At 72.9% G+C, this 14,364-nt stretch carries 8 protein-coding genes; 6 read left to right on the forward strand and 2 right to left on the reverse strand.

The annotated features are described in order from the left end of the window. Positions 1–42: 42 nt before the first annotated feature. Genes ACQ0O7_RS38260 through ACQ0O7_RS38270 form a run of 3 tightly spaced genes read left to right on the forward strand, consistent with a single transcriptional unit; the run spans position 43 to position 1,649 of the window. Positions 43–909, forward strand: coding sequence for a universal stress protein (locus tag ACQ0O7_RS38260; protein ID WP_430790050.1), 867 nt, complete (start codon positions 43–45; stop codon positions 907–909). A gap of 3 nt (positions 910–912) precedes the next feature. After that, on the forward strand, positions 913–1,398 hold the full coding sequence (locus ACQ0O7_RS38265) for a cyclic nucleotide-binding domain-containing protein (protein WP_430790052.1): 486 nt from the start codon (positions 913–915) through the stop codon (positions 1,396–1,398). Positions 1,399–1,436: 38 nt separating this feature from the next. After that, on the forward strand, positions 1,437–1,649 hold the full coding sequence (locus ACQ0O7_RS38270) for a hypothetical protein (protein WP_430790054.1): 213 nt from the start codon (positions 1,437–1,439) through the stop codon (positions 1,647–1,649). A 47-nt stretch (positions 1,650–1,696) separates the two neighbouring features. Here ACQ0O7_RS38270 and ACQ0O7_RS38275 read toward each other — a convergent pair whose 3' ends face one another. Together ACQ0O7_RS38275 and ACQ0O7_RS38280 are read right to left on the reverse strand one after the other, a co-directional pair. Beyond that, on the reverse strand, positions 1,697–2,290 hold the full coding sequence (locus ACQ0O7_RS38275; RefSeq protein WP_430790056.1) for an NADPH-dependent F420 reductase: 594 nt from the start codon (positions 2,288–2,290) through the stop codon (positions 1,697–1,699). 21 nt (positions 2,291–2,311) lie between these two features. Next, positions 2,312–2,929 (reverse strand): TetR/AcrR family transcriptional regulator, encoded by a 618-nt coding sequence (locus ACQ0O7_RS38280; protein ID WP_430790058.1) that lies wholly within the window; start codon positions 2,927–2,929, stop codon positions 2,312–2,314. 81 nt (positions 2,930–3,010) lie between these two features. Between ACQ0O7_RS38280 and ACQ0O7_RS38285 the strand changes: the two genes are divergently transcribed. From ACQ0O7_RS38285 to ACQ0O7_RS38295, 3 genes are all read left to right on the forward strand, one after another. Then, positions 3,011–4,009 carry an NADP-dependent oxidoreductase gene (locus ACQ0O7_RS38285; RefSeq protein WP_430790060.1) on the forward strand — a complete coding sequence of 333 codons (999 nt, stop codon included), beginning with the start codon at positions 3,011–3,013 and terminating at the stop codon, positions 4,007–4,009. A gap of 173 nt (positions 4,010–4,182) precedes the next feature. Beyond that, entirely contained in the window at positions 4,183–6,750 is a 2,568-nt protein-coding gene (locus tag ACQ0O7_RS38290) for a hypothetical protein (protein WP_430790062.1), read from the forward strand. Between the two features lie 1,275 nt (positions 6,751–8,025). Continuing rightward, on the forward strand, positions 8,026–14,352 hold the full coding sequence (locus ACQ0O7_RS38295; RefSeq protein ID WP_430790064.1) for a DUF3320 domain-containing protein: 6,327 nt from the start codon (positions 8,026–8,028) through the stop codon (positions 14,350–14,352). Positions 14,353–14,364 lie beyond the last annotated feature (12 nt).

Consider the following 14,364-nt stretch of genomic DNA (forward strand, 5'->3'; position numbering starts at 1 on the left):
CGGCCGTGCCGCGAACGGTCACCCGGGAACTACCGTCCGAACATGCGGACCTCCGAAGCTCAGCCCGTCGTGGCCGGGATCGACGGCTCACGGACGCATCCGGTCACCGTGGATCTCGCCGCCGACCAGGCCGTCCGGCGTGGCGTACCCCTGCTCCTCCTGCACATCTGGCCCGGTCAGTACACCGGGCGGTACCGCTGCCGTGGGCCGGTTCCCGCCGAACCGGACGCCCGGCGGCTCCTGGACGCCGCCGCCCGGCGGGCCCGCCAGCGGGCACCCTGGCTGACCGTCGGCACCGAGTTGCGCACCGGCAGCCCGGCCGGGGTGCTCGCCGAACACTCCGAGACGGCCGCCCTGGTCGTCATCGGGCGCCGGGACGAGGGGCCGGGCCGCCCCGGCTGGGGCTCCACCGCCGCCTACCTGGCCCGGCACAGCCGTTCGGCGCTGCTGGTCCAGCGCGGCGGCGGGCAGCGGCACGGCCCGGTGGTGCTCGCCGTGCCCGGCCCGGAGGAACCCGCAGCCCCGGTGCGCCGGGCCTTCGAGGAGGCCTCGCTGACCGGCTCCAAACTGGTCGCGGTGCACGTCTGGCGGCCCGGCGAGGATCCGGTCCGGGCGCGGCGCTACCTGGTCGAGGTGCTCGCCGGGTGGGCCGGCCGCTACCCGCGGGTCGAGGTGGAGCCGCTGGCCATCCCCGAGCCCGAGGTGGCGTACACCCTGGAACGCGCCTCCCGGCGCGGACGCCTGCTGGTCGCCGGCATCCGGCACCGCGGACATCTCGGCGACCTTCTGCTGGGTACGGCCGGCAACGGCACCCCGACCGGCCTCAGCCCGGTCCTGATGATCCCGCCCGGCCCGGCCCGCACGGGACGCACGGCCCTGTCGCCCCGGACCGCACGGGCGGTGTCATAGGCCATGCTCTCCGTCTTCGACCACCTGGCGCTCCACCCGTTCCTCGCCGATCTGCCCGCCGAGGACCTGCACCGGCTGTCCCGGCGCGCCCGGCGGGTGATGTGGCCGGTCAACCGGCGGCTGTTCCGGGCCGGTGGGCCGGCCGAGAGGTTCTGGCTGCTGCACGCCGGTGAGGTGGTGCTGGACATGGACATCCCGGGCCGCGGCGACGTGGTGATCGAGCGGATCCGGGCCGGCAGTGTGCTCGGCTGGTCCTGGCTGCTGCCGCCGCGCCGGTGGGCGACCGGCGCGGTGGCCGGGGAGGTCTGCCAGGCGATCGAGTTCGACGCGAACTGTGTCCGGGCGCTGATGGCCCGGGACGACCGGCTGGCCCGGGACCTGTCCACCCGGTTCCTGGCGGTGGTCGCCGGCCGGTTGCAGGCCGACCGGCGGCGGCTCGTCGAACTCTATTCGCCGATTTCCCTCAGGGCGGAGGCCGACCGCCGATAGTCGGGGCCCGGAAACGCAACGCCCCCTCGGAGGTCGTCATGACCATCAGCATCGGAACCTCGTCCACCACGTCCGTCTGGGAGACCCACGCCGCCTGGCTGCGGCTGCGCGAGGACTGCACCCGGCTCGCCGCCGACCACGCCCGGGAGGTGGGCGAGCGCCGGCTGCGTGAGGACAAGGCGGCCGTCCTGGAGAGCCGGGACGAGATCGCCCGGATGACCCCGCCCGGGTTCATCGACGTCCTGATCTGAGCCGGCCTCCCGACCCGGGACGCCGGCTTCCCGGTCCGGGACGGATCTCAGATCGGGTGGATGGTCAGCGCCTCGGCCAGCACGTCCGTCGCGTCCTTCACGTCGACCTCGCGCATCTGCAGCGGCCCGCCGGTCTCGGTGAGCAGCGCGGCGTGCGCCCCGCCGGCGTAGACCGGCGCGAACCCCAGATCCCGGATGATCTGTGAGGCGGCCTGCCGGGCGTCCCGGTCGTCGGTGCACAGGTATTCGGTGAGCAGCGGGTCGTGCCCGCGCCGCCGGCTCAGCACATCGGTCGGCACGGTGTTGAACGCCTTCGCCCAGTGCCCCTCGTGCGCCCGGTCCATCAGCGCCTCCAGGCCGGAGATGTCATCCGGGATGTCCGGGTTCGTCACGTCGATGATGACCTTGTCGGCGAGCAGGCCCCGGGTCTGCTCCAGCGCCTCGAACGCGGACGACCAGTTCGGGCTGAAGATGATCACGTCGCCGAAGGTCGCCGCCTGCGGGATCGACATCACCTGCCCCACCTCGGTCCTCAGCCGCTCCGGGTGCCGTGAGGTGACCGCCACCTCGTGCCCGCTCTCGGCACACCACCTGGCCAGAGTGCCACCATGCTGACCTGCTCCGATGACCCCGATTCGCATGCTCCCAGGGTGCGCTGCCGATCATCCGGCCGCGTGGTGATCGGCGAAATCGCCGTAGATCATCCGCAGCTCCACCGTGACCAGGTCGCCGGCCAGCGCCTCCGGGTCGGCGGCGCCCTGGAACGCCGCGGCCCGCAGGTCGTCGATCAGCCCGGCCAGCACCCGCGGCGCGGGACCCGGCGGCGCCAGACCGGCCGCCCGGTCCCGCTCGATCCGCGCGGCCAGCCGCTCCACGTGCGCCGACCGCAGCCCGTCGCGCCACGACGCCAGCGGCGGGCAGCCGGGCGCGGCGGCCAGCGCCCCGGCCAGCAGCCGGCCCTGATCGCGCCAGAGAACGGCGAGCGCGGCCAGCGACCGGTGCAGCGCCGGAGCGTCCGGGCCGGTGCCGTCCAGCCACGGCCCGGCGCCGGCGCCCAGCCGGCCGCTGATCTCGTGCAGCAGCGCCACCACCACCGCGACCTTGGAGTCGAAGTAGAAGTAGAAGCTGGACCGGGAGATCTCCGCGCCGGCCGCCAGCTCGTCGATGGTGATCTCGGCGAGGGGCTTGCGGGCCAGCAGCTCCCGCGCGGTCTCCAGGATCGCCCGCTCGCGCCGGTCGCCCTTGCTCGGGCCACGGCGCCGGCCGGGGAGTGTGGTCATGCGTACAGATTAACGCGGTGTCGATTTTTTCGACGTAGTGTCGAGAAGTAACGACGACCCGTCTTCTCGCTGGGAGCCCCGATGAAAGAGATCCGCCTCGCCGCCCGACCGGTCGGCTGGCCGACCGCCGGGACGTTCGAGATCGCCGAGACGCCCACCCCGGTCCCCGGCCCCGGCCAGGTGCTGGTCCGCAACGTCTACATGTCGGTCGACCCCTACATGCGCGGCCGGATGAACGATGTGAAGTCCTACACCCCGCCGTTCCAGGTCGGCGCCCCGCTCGACGGCGGCGCGGTCGGTGAGGTGGTCGCGTCCGAGGACCCGTCGGTGCCGGTCGGAGCGTTCGTGGTGCACGCGCTCGGCTGGCGCGAGTTCTCCGTCGTCGACGCCGCGCGGGCCCGGCCGGTCGACCCGGCGGCCGCCCCGTCCCTCTCCGCCTACCTGGGCCTGCTCGGCATGACCGGCCTGACCGCCTACGTCGGGCTGCTCGACATCGCCCGGTTCCAGGAGGGCGATACCGTCTTCGTCTCCGGCGCGGCCGGCGCGGTGGGCAGCGTGGCCGGCCAGATCGCCCGGCTGCGCGGGGCGAAACGGGTGATCGGCAGCGCCGGCTCCGCGGAGAAGGCCGCTCACCTGGTCGACGAGCTGGGCTTCGACGCGGCCTTCAACTACAAGGACGGGCCGGTCCGTGACCAGCTGCGCGAGGCCGCTCCGGACGGGATCGACGTCTACTTCGACAACGTCGGCGGCGAGCACCTGGAGGCGGCGATCGCCTCGATGAACAAGTTCGGCCGGATCGCCCTGTGCGGCGCCATCGCGCAGTACAACGACACCGCCCCGCCCACCGCCCCGCGCAACCTGGCGTCGGTCATCGGCAAGGAGATCAACCTGCGCGGCTTCATCGTCGCCAACCACTCGGACCGGACGCCCGACTTCGTGGCCGAGGTCGGCGGCTGGCTCCGTGAGGGGAAGATCACTGCCCGCGAGACGGTGGTCGAGGGGATCGAGAACGCCCCGGAGGCCTTCCTCGGGCTCCTGCGCGGCGACAACACCGGCAAGATGGTGGTCAAGGTGGGTTAACCAGCGATTAAGCTCCACCCGGCGACCGGTTTGGGGCCTGTCGCCGGGAATGACCCAACACTGAACGGTAATTCAGTCGCGCTAACGAGTGGGACGGATACGGAACGTACGGTTGATCGCACTCATCCGTACGGGTGAGGTCACTGACGGAAAGCAGACACTAACGTTCCCGTGTGGCGAATCGGTTCCCCCTCTGGGGACAAGCGGGCTGGGCAAGTGCCGAAGTGGTCGGCGAGACGCACTACGCGAAGGCGATACGTGCCCTCTTCGGTGCTGACCTCGACCCCCGGGGCGCCGACATAACCGTGCCCGTCCAGCTCATACCCGACCGCTCCAACAAACACGACCGCAACGCCGTCGGAGTCTGGTCCGGAACCAACCTGCTCGGCCACCTGCCCCGCCCGGAAGCCGCGCGCTACGTCGACGCCCTCACCGCACTCACCAACCGGGGCCTCGTCCCCGAGGTCAACGCCCGGATCACCGGCCGGGAATGGATGGCCGCCGACGGCCGCCCCGCCGCGTTCGACGCCACCATCCGCCTCGACCTGGCCGAACCGCACATGCTGGTGCCCGCCAACCCGCCACCCACCCAGGAACACCGGCTGCTGCCGTCCGGCTCGGCCGTCCAGGTCACCGGGCAGGAACAATCACTGGCCGCCCTCACCCCGCTGCTCCGCGCGGAAGGCGAATGCTGGGCGTACGTCACCCTGCACGAGACCTCCGACCACCTGGTCGAGGTGCGCGCCGGCGACAGCCGGGTCGGTGACCTCAGCCCGAAGATGAGCGGCGAGTTGCTGCCCATCCTGCGGCACATGGCCGAACAGGGCGTCGTCACCGCGGCCCGGGCCATCGTCAAGGGCAACAGCGGCAAGAGCGAGGTCATGCTGTACGTGGCCCGAGTCCAGGATCTGCCGGAGTCCTGGCACGGCGCGGCGAAGCGGTCCGCCACCGCGGCCGGTCGCGGCACGGCAAGCGTCCCCACCGTCAACCCCGCCGCCGGTACGCCGTCCGCCCCCGGTGCGCCGTCCACCACCGGCTCCACGGGTTCCGCCGGTGCTTCCGTGCCCACCGGCGCGGTGCCCACCGGATCCGTCCCGGTGGCCTCCGGATCCGCGTCGCCGATCCCCGGTATCAACGCCCCCGGCAGCTCCGGGCCCGGCCTGATGTCCGGCGGACCCGCCGCCGGCGGCCTGGTGCCGAACTGGGTCTCCGAGGACGCCCTGCCGAGCTGGGCCTCCGGCCCGTCGCCGTCCCCGTCCTTGTCCCCGTCGTCCCCGTCCTCTTCGTCGTCCTCGTCCGGCGGCTCGTTCGCGCAGTTCCCGGCCGCCGGTCAGGCCCCGCCCGTGCCGTCCGGCCCGTTCCCCTCCGGCTCCTACCCGTCCGCCGCGGCTGCCGGTTTCCCGCCCGGAACCCCGTCCCTGGGAACCCCTTCCGCAGCCGGAACCGGCTTCCCGGAAACCCCTTCCTCGGCCGGCGCCGGTTTCCCCGGCACCCCGTCCGGTGCGCCGTCATCCGGAGTGCCGGGAACCTCCGGGTTCCCGTCCGCCGGCGGCTCGGACAGCTTCGCCCCGGTGCAGGACATGCCCGCGCCGTCCTTCCCGTCACCGTTCGCCGCGTCGCTGGGCGCTTCCTCGGTATCGCCCGCACCCCCGCCGTCCACCTCGTCGCAGCCGTCCGTCTCGTCTTCGTCGTCCGTCTCGTCCTCGTCGGGGCTGGGCTTCCCCGGGCCGGACGCGCCGAGCCCCGGCTGGCCCGGCCCAAGCGACAGCCGTCCCGGCTGGACCCCGCCGGAGAGCACCGGCTGGACCCCGCCGGACGAGTCCCGTTCCGGCTGGTCCCCGTCGGAGGGAGACCGTCCCGGCTGGACCCCGTCGGACGAGTCCCGTTCCGGCTGGTCGCCGTCGGACGAGTCTCGTTCCGGCTGGTCCCCGTCGGACGAGAGCCGGACCGGCCGGTCCCCGTCGGAGGCGGACCGCCCGGGTCGGACCCCGGCGGAGGGCGGCCGTCCCGGGTGGACCGAATCGGACAGCGGCGTCCCGGCGTGGAGCGCACCCGGCAACGGCGGACCGTCCTGGTCCGCCAGTAGCGGCGCGCTGCCCGATCTCTCCCGCGCCGGCGTGGCCACCGCGACCTCGGCCACCTCGGGTGTGCCGTCCTCCGGAGCGGGTGCGTCGGTATCCGGCGGGCCCGCCGGCACCGGTGTGCCCCCGTCCGGCGCGCCGGACGGGGCGACCTCGGGCCGACATGGTGCGGCGGCGACCTCACCGGTGCCGCAGACCGACGGCGCGCTGCTGACCGACCCACTGGCCCGCCCGGTCAGCCCGGCCGTGCCCCCGGTGAGCCCGGCACCCGCCGGTTCCACGGACTACGCCATCGCCGAGACCACGGTGATCCCCGCCCTGGCCGCCGTGGTGAAGGCCAACTCCGGAGCCATCGCCGGAATAACTCCGGTCTCCCCGGCCCCACCCACCGAGGCCAACCCGCACTCACCGAGCTCACTGAACTCACCCACCTCGCCGAACTCACCCACCTCGCCGAACTCACCCACCTCGCCGAACTCGCCGACCGACACCAACCCGCATGCGCCGATCCCGCCGGCACCGACCGGGATCAAATTCGTGGTCCCGCAGGGATGGCCGACCCCGCCGGACGGCTGGTACCCGCCCGAAGGCTGGATCCCCGACCCGTCCTGGCCCACCGCCCCGTCCGGCTGGCAGTGGTGGGTCCCCACCTGGGACTAGTTCCCACACGGCGAACCGCACAGGAGCCAGGCGCGGTCCAAGTCGGCAACCCGCGTCAGCCGCCCCAATCACCCACGGCCCACCAGCACAACAGAACGTTCTGTCTGCTCCAGGTGGGCCGACTTGCCACCCAGGTAGAACGTTCTGTCTGCTCGGGGTGAGCCGACCTGTCGGCGAGGTAGAACGTTCTGTCTGCTCGGGGTGAGCCGACCTGTCGGCGAGGTAGAACGTTCTGTCTGCTCCGGGTGGGCCGACGTGCCGGCAAGACAGAACGTTCTGTTTGGCTCAGGGAGGCTACTGGCCAGCGAGTTGGAACCTTTTGTGTGGTTCGGGTGAGACGAACTGCCGACGAGACAGAACGTTCTGTCTGGCTCGAGCCTGGCGAGCCGCCAGCGAGATGAACGTTATGACCTACCGGAGCTTTTGCCTCTTGGTCGCCAGCGCACTTGCGGTGATATTGCTCGTAGAGGTGACCGAACTCGGATCGGCCTTAGAGGAATCGCCGGCGAAAAGGAGCCTCGTCCCTTGATCGCCGCCTGATTTGCCGCCGATGTCCCATGCGAGCGCCCTTCCGCGGCAGATCTTGGACGATTTACCACCGAAATCGGTGGAAAATCCTCCAAGATTGCAGATTTTGCGGTTGTTCGTGCGAGAGGTTCACTGAGAGTGAGTCGTTGGCTACGGAGAAGGCTCTTTTCGGTGGTGAATCCTGCAAGATCGCGGCTGGGTGGATCGCCTGCGCGGGGGATCGGCGGCGGGCGGGCTGGTGGCCGTGGAGGAAGCTTCTGGGGGAAGTGAGCTGTCCGCGAGATGGAGCGTTCTGTCTGGCGGGGTTGGGGCGGGCCGTGGGCAAGACGGAACGTTCTGTCTGGAGGCGGTGGGGTGGAAGCGGGTGCGAGCGAGGTAGAACGTTCTGTCTGGGGGTGGTGGGGTGGAAGCGGGTGCGAGCGAGGTAGAACGTTCTGTCTTGGATGGCGGGGGTGGGGTCGGGGTGGGCTAGGACGAGATGGAACGTTCTGTCGGGGGTGCGAGCCTCGCGGTGCATCGGACTGTCTGGGCGGGTGGTCAGTCGTGGGGGTCGGCGTGGGAGGTTCGCCCCGGGGTGCGTACCGGGGGATCATGGTGTTGATCTGACGGCCCGGCTGGGTAGGGGCCACCCGGATGAGGGCTTGTCTGACTGATTCGGGTGGTTTCGTCGGCTTTTCTGGGTGGGATACGTCGGATTAACCCGGAAAAGCCCCACGGTGACCCACCTCGCCTTGCTGGAATGTGCAGATGCGGTGGGATGATGCTGACGGCTTGACCGGGCGGCCGGATGCGCGTGTCCGGGGAGTGCTGGAGACGTGGCGGGCCGGTCTGCTCGACCTCACCGCCGCCAACCCGCTGATCCACGTGGACCCGGCCGGTCCCGGCGTGGTGGCGATCGACAACCCGTCGCCGCGCGGGGTGCTGGAGGCGCTGCAGCAGGGCCGGGAGTGCGGCTTCCTGGGCGCCGAGGAGCAGGCCGAGGGGCCCCGCCCGCGGGCGATCAGCGCGTTCCAGACCGCGATGCCGGACGCCGACATGGACTCCACCTTGCGGTCGCTGCGCCGGTCCGCCCACCGGGACCAGCTGGAGTACGGCCTGTCCGCGCTCTACCTGACCCTCGGCACCCTGCACTGGAAGGACGCCGAACGGGAGTACGCCAGCCCGATCCTGCTGATCCCGGTCGATCTGGCCGACAGCGACCCGCACGACTACCCGCGGCTGCGGGCCCGGCCGGACGATCCGCTGGTCAACCCGGCGCTGACGGTGCGGCTGAAGGAGCACGGCGTCGAGCTGCCGGGGGTGGAGAGCCTGACCGGGCTGGACGTCACCGTCTTCTGGGCCCGGCTGGACGCGGCGATCAGTGAGCACCCGGAGTGGCACACCGACGAGGCGATCCTGCTGTCCCGGTTCACCGTGCACCGTGAGGTGGTCTACCACGACCTGGTCGACAACGAGCGGCAGATCCTGGCCCACCCGGTGATCCGGGCGCTGGCCACCGAGGCCCGGTCGCAGATCGACGCGTTCAAGTTCGAGCCGATTCCGGCCCGCAGTATCGACGACGTGGCGCCGCCGGATGACGTACCGCTGGTGCTGGACGCCGACGCGGCGCAGCGGGCGTGTGTGTCGGCGGCGCTGGGTGGGCGCAGTTTCGTGATGCGCGGCGCGCCGGGCACCGGCAAGTCGCAGACCGTGGCCAACATGATCGCCGCGCTGATCCACGCCGGGAAGCGGGTGCTGCTGGTCTCCGAGAAGGCCGCCTCCCTGGACGTGGTCAAGGACCGGCTGGCGCACGCGGGACTCGACGACTACCTGCTGGAGCTGCACAGCGACCGGACCGGGCGGGACGAGGTGGCCGCCACCCTGGCCGGGGCGCTCGACTTCATTCCGCTGCCGCCGCCCGGCCTGTCCACCGACGAGCGACAGGAGCTGCGCGAGCACCGGCAGCAGCTGAACGCGTACGCCGAGGCGATGAACGAGGTCCGCGAGCCGCTCGGGCACCGGCTGCACGACGTGCTGGGCATGTGCGCGCAGATGACCGACGTGGCGTCCGCGCCGGTGCCGCCGGTGCTGCCGGTCCCGCTGACCACCCAGTCCCTGCAACGGGTCCGGGACGCGGCCGAGCAGCTGGGCGGGGCCTGGCGCCCGGCCGTACAGGGTGAGGCGTTCCTGTGGCGTGACGTGGTCGACCGCAACCGTCTGGAGGGCACCCTCCAGCAGGCGCACACCGCCCTGGAGAACCTGCTCGAGGCGGTCGGTGAGGACCGGCTGGCGATCGCCTTCCGCACCCGGGACCTGGCCGACGCGATCGCGCTGACCACCCTGGTCGGGCACGCCGCCCGGCGCCCGGACGAGGCCGTCGACGAGTGGCTGCTGATGGAGAGCCTGGAGCCGGTGGCCCGGGCCGCCGAGGGGCTGCTGGGTCACCTGAGGTCGCTGCACCGGGCCGAGGAGGCGGTCCGGTCCCGGGCCGGGGTGGCCTGGGCGGCGCTGCCGTCGCCGGCGAAGCTGCCGATCGTACCCAGTCTGGCGCACCTGGATCCGCCGGCCATCGAGTTGTTGCCGCTGACCGCGGCCCAGGCCCGGGGGCTGGCCCGCCGGTTCGCCGAGGACGCCGACCGGCTGGAACAGCACCAGCACAGCCTGGACCGGGTGACCGCCCGGCTGGGCCTGCCGAACGTGGTGGCGTTCTCCGACCTGAACCGGGTGGCCGCCATCGTCGACCTGCTGAACCGGGGTGACAAGCCGGAGGCGGCCTGGTTCGACACGGCCGGGATGGCCGCCGCGCAGACCGCCGCCCGGATGCTGCAGCGGTCCGTCGAGGTGGTCCGGGTGGCCGAGGCCGCCGCCCGGGAGCACTTCAACGAGGCCGCGCTGGCGCACCCGGTGGACGAGCTGGCCGACCGGTTCGCCAACGTGCACAAGGGCATCCGGAAGCTGCGGTCGCCGTACCGGCGGGACAAGAAGGCGGCCGCCGAGATCGCCCGCCCGGACGTCAAGCGCAGCCAGGCGGTCGCCAATCTGGCCACCGCCGCAGCCTGGAAGAAGGCGCTGAACGACCTGGACCGGACCGAACGGGAGTACGCCCGGGCGCTGGGCCGGCACTGGCGGCGCCTGGACACCGACTTCGAGGCGATCAACCGGGCCCTGGCCACCGCCGGCGAGGTGATGCGGGTGACCCCGCCGGAAGCCCTGCCCGCGGTGATCGAGCGGGTCAGCGCGGCCACCCCGAACAGCGCGATCATCCGGATCGTCTCGGAGGCCCGCAAGGAGTTCGACAGGTGGATCCTGTCGCTGCGCCCGGCCCCCGAGCCGGCGCCCCGGCCCCAGCTGGCGGCCGGGCCGGTGCACGACGCGATCACCTGGCTGCGCGCCCACGTCGAGCCGCTGACCGCCGCGGCCGAGCTGGTCCAGGCGTACAGCGCGGCCGGCGGGCGGGATTTCACCCTGGCCGAGTCGGCTGCCGTCGGGCTGCTGCGGGAGACCGCCGCGGACGCCGCCGCCGCGCTGTCGGCCAACACCGCCGAGTACGGCCGGGTGCTGGGCGCCGCCTACAAGGGCACCCAGACCGATGTGGACGCGCTCGCCACCGCGATGGCCTGGACATCGGAGGCCCGCCGGATCCGGGTCGGTGTCGACACCCCTCTCACCCGGGACCAGGCAACAGCGCTGCGTGCGGCCCGGCCCACCGACACGCTGCCGTCCCGGGTGGCCGAGTGGCAGGCCGCCAAGGACGGGATCCTGCGGGCCTTCGCACCCGGCCGGCACGCCTCGCTCACCGCCGCCCTGGCCGACCACGGGCGGGCGCTGGAGCTGCTGCGGGCGCTGCTCGCCGACGCCGGCGGCCAGCAGGAGTGGTTCGAGTACCAGGCGGCCCGCGCCACCCTGGCCGAGCACGGCCTGTCCGAGGTGATCGACTTCTGTGCCGCCGCCGGCCTGGCGGTCGAGCAGTTGCTGCCGGTGCTCGGCCGGGCCCTGTTCCAGTCCTGGGCGGGCACCGTGATCCGCGAGGACGACCGGCTGCCACCGTTGGACTCCGAGGCCCGGGACCGCCTGGTCGAGGAGTTCCGGGTCTGGGACGCCCGGCTGCAGCGGGCCGCCGCGGCCGATGTGATGAACGCCGTCGACGAGATGCAGCCCACCGGCACCGCCGCGGCCGAGACCGCGCTGCTCCGGTCGGCCGCCGTCGAGCAGGGCCGGCGGATGCCGGTGCAGGAGCTGATCAGCCGCACCCGGCACGCCACCCTGGCGGTCAAACCGTGCTTCCTGACCGTGCCCGCCGACGTCAGCCGGCTCGTCCCGGCCGACCTCACCTTCGACGTGGTCATCATCGACGAGGCGTCCCGGGTGCCGGTGCCGGACGCGATCACCTGCGTCTACCGCGGCGCCTCGTTCGTGGTGGTCGGCGACGACCGGCAGCTCACCGCGCTGCCCACCCCCGGCGGCGGGCGCTCGGTCCTGGAGCTGGCCATCGGCTGTGCCGCGTTCCCGGTCCTGGACCTGGGCACCCACTACCGCAGCCGGCACGAGTCGCTGATCGCGTTCGCCAACCACACCTTCTACCAGGGCCGGCTCAACACGTTCCCGCCGGCCGGCCCGGCCGGCCCGGACGCCGGGGTGCAGATGTTCCCGGCCGCGCCGGAGAACGGTGACGCCGGGCTGGCCGACATGGTCGCCAGCCGGGTCGCCCACCACTTCGTCACCCGGCCCGACCTCAGTCTCGGGGTCATCGCCGCCACCCCCGAACTGGCCGGGCTGATCGAGGTCGCGGTCGCCGACATGGTGGTGCCTCCGGAGGACGACCGGCTGCACGGGTTCTTCGTCAAGGACCTGGAGACGGTCCAGGGCGACGAACGGGACGTGGTGATCCTGGCGGTCGGCGGCGATCTGGGCGGATTCGCCGGCCCGGACGGCTGGCGCCGGCTCAACGTGGCCAGCACCCGGGCCTGCCGCCGGGTCGAGGTGGTCTCGACGATCCGGGCCCGGGACCTGCCGGACACCGACGAGTTGCGGCCGCTCGCCGGATATCTGGACTTCGCGACCCGCGGTGAGACCGCGCTCGGCCTGGACGAGCCGCGGCCCGAGGCGCAGACCCCGTTCGAGGATTCGGTACGGGATGTGATCCAGTCCTGGGGATACCGGGTCCGTGCCCGGGTCGGCACCGGGGCATTCCGGATCGATCTGGCGGTGCGTGCCTCGGCCCGCCGCAACGCGCCGTACGCGCTCGGCATCGAATGCGACGGCACCACCTACGACTCGGCGCCCGCCGCCCGGGACCGGGACCGGTTGCGCGAGCAGGTGCTGCAGGATCTCGGCTGGAAGCTGCACCGGATCTGGGGCACCGCCTGGTACGTCGACCGGGAGCACGAGGAACAGCGGCTGCGGTCGGCGATCGAGGCGGCGCTGGCCGAGTTCCCGCCGGAGGAGGCGGCGCCCGAACTGGACGGCGCGGCGGTCGCTGTCGCCGTCGCCGAGCCGGTCGCTCCCGCCGACGCCGACGAGGTACGCGAACCGGTCGAGGAGATCGTCCTGGTCGACGAGCTGGCCGACCTGGAGGAGGAGGCGGACGCCTACCTGGCCGGGTTCGAGGACGTGCAGCAGGCGGTGCCGCGCGAATGGACACACGCCTTCCCGGGCGCGCACGACGAGGAGCACACCTGGGAGGAGGAGCCGCCGGTCCAGGCCGGGGCGCCGCAGCCCACCATGGACCTCGACCCGGACCTGGAGCCGGTCCTCCACGAGGAGGAGCCGGCCCTCGAACCGGTGGCACTGATCGAGGTGGAGACACCGGTCCGGGCGGCGGTGTTCGAGCGGATCGAGGAGGAGAACCGGGTCCGGCCGGCCGTGTTCGAGCGGATCGGGCGCGGCGAGCAGCCGCGGGCCGTGGTCGAACCGGGCAATCTGATCGACGAGTACGACGACGAGCCCCGGGTGACCGCCGCCGTCTTCGAGCGGGTGAGCCGGGCGGACCTGGCGCGGGCCGAGGCGGAACGGGCCGAGGCCGCGCGGATCGAAGCGGCCCGGATCGAAGCGGCTCGGATCGAAGCGGCCCGGATCGAAGCCTCCCGGATGGAGGCGGAGCGGATGGAGGCGGAGCGGATCGAAGCCGCCCGGATCGAGGCCGAACATCAGGAGGCCGAACGCCGGGAAGCCGCACGCCTCGACGCCGAGGAGGCCGCGCTCGCCGACGCGGTCCGGGCCGCCGCCGACTTCCACACCGCCGCGCCGGTCGAAGGGCTGCCGGTCGCCGAGCCGGTGTTCGTGGCACCCACCGAGATCGAGCCGGTGGAGAGCGCCGCAGCCGTCGAGGAGGCGCCGAAGCCGGCCCGCCGGAGCACCCGGACCCGGGCACCGCGCCCGGCGAAGGCCGCCCCGGCGGTGACCGCGGAGACGGCCGCCCCGGTGGTGACCGCGGAGACCGCCGAGCCGGTGCCGGCGCATCACGACCCGGGCGAGTGGACTCACCCGTACCGGAAAGCGAAATTGAACCCGCTGCCCACCGGAAGCGGCCCCGCCGACCCGGAGAGCCGCACCCGCCTCGCCGAATCGATCCGGAAGATCGCCGCGGTGGAGGGCCCGGTGCACATCAGCGTGGTCCTGCAGCGGATGCGCGACGCCTGGCAGATCAGCCGGATCACCAAGCCGGTCCGCGCCGCGATCGACGCCGAGATCGAGGCACAGGCCGCCAAGTCCCGGGTGACCTGGGCGGACGACTTCCTCGGCGATCCCGGGCAGATCGTGCCGGCGGTGCGGACCCGGGCCGACGGGGTGTCCCGCAAGGCCGACCAGATCGCCGACGCGGAGCTGCGGGTGGCCCTGGAGCACCTGGTCCAGGACGCCGGGGCGATCGAGGTGGACGGTCTGCTCGCGGCGACCGCGAAGGTGTTCGGCTGGGCCGCCCGGCGATCGCCGGAACTGGACGACCGGCTCACCGGGCTGGTCGCCGACCTGGTCGACGAGGGCCGGCTGGACCGCCGCGACGACGGGCTCAGCGCCGCCCACGACCTGCCCGACCCGCTGTCGCTGCCGCACCACACGGCGGCCACCGCCCGGTCCCGGCGGAAGGTGCGCACCTGACGTCCATCGATC

It is taken from the genome of Actinoplanes sp. G11-F43 (genome assembly GCF_050589265.1).
Lineage (GTDB): Bacteria > Actinomycetota > Actinomycetes > Mycobacteriales > Micromonosporaceae > Actinoplanes.